Source organism: Bacteroides acidifaciens (genome assembly GCF_024623065.1).
Taxonomy (GTDB): domain Bacteria; phylum Bacteroidota; class Bacteroidia; order Bacteroidales; family Bacteroidaceae; genus Bacteroides; species Bacteroides acidifaciens.
Map to the genome: position 1 here is coordinate 1 of NZ_JANJZR010000193.1, position 1,029 is coordinate 1,029.

1 protein-coding gene is annotated in these 1,029 nt (G+C 33.1%); it reads left to right on the forward strand.

Going from position 1 to position 1,029, the window contains the following annotated elements; all coding sequences use genetic code 11:
* Positions 1-175 precede the first annotated feature (175 nt).
* Positions 176-931 (forward strand): tyrosine-type recombinase/integrase, encoded by a 756-nt coding sequence (locus NSB03_RS20840; protein WP_371826240.1) that lies wholly within the window; start codon positions 176-178, stop codon positions 929-931.
* Positions 932-1,029: the final 98 nt, after the last annotated feature.

Here is a 1,029-nt window from a genome sequence, read left to right on the forward strand (position 1 = left end):
TTGCGAAATGAGAAAATATGGATAGAGCTATTTCGATGAAAATCAGTTAACTGATATTATTCAGGAAACTCTAATTAAATTCCATAAATCCAAAGTATTTAAAGAAAGCACTTTTATTGATTATAAAAAAAGAATCAAAATACTACATGAATACAATCAAAAACGCCTTACCCCTATGATATACATATATCAATTTGATAAGGTCTACGCCAGCGATTTTTTAGATTACATCCTCATAGATCGTGATTCATCGGCCCGTACCAGGAATAATTATCGTACCTGGTTATCTTCTTTTGGTAGTTGGTTATTAGAAAAACAGTATATAGACAGAAACCCAGTAGAGAACATTAAATCACTAACAGAAGACAACAAAAAAAGAGAGGCCCTGTCAATCAAGGATCTCCAAAAACTAAAAGATTATTTAGAAAAAAATAATCCCTACTTTCTATTACTTTGCCAATTTGAATACTATACACTTATTCGCCCTGATGAATTATCAAATATTCAGCTATCAGATATATATTTGAAAGAACAGAAAGTTTTTATCCCTTCAAGTATTTCCAAGAATCGTAAAGACGGTATGGTAGGTTTAAATGATACTTTAATAAAATCCATGATCAACTTAAAGATATTCACTCATGGAAACGATTGTTATTTATTTGGCAAAGACTTTAAACCATCCAAGGAGAAATCGACTTCACGTGTCTATAGAACCTACTTTAATAAAGTTCGTAAAGTTCTAAAATTTCCAGATTCTTATCAATTTTATTCCCTAAAAGATACTGGTATCCGCGATTTAGCAAATTCGGCAGGAATTGTTATAGCTCGCGACCAAGCAAGGCATGCAGACATATCTACTACAAATAAATACTTAAAAGGAGAATCACTGCCTGTACACGAAGAAACCAAACATTTTGAGGGACTTTTCTAACGGAACCGGCCATAACTCGGCCGGTTCCGCCGCTTTATCTTCTACAACGTCAGAAAAACAAGTAGAATCGTAAATACGGTAATACAAACAGGCACTAA

Excerpts from the sequence above, each read along its gene's own strand:
- NSB03_RS20840 (WP_371826240.1), top strand. The coding sequence starts at position 176 with ATGATATACATATATCAATTTGATAAGGTCTACGCCAGCGATTTTTTA.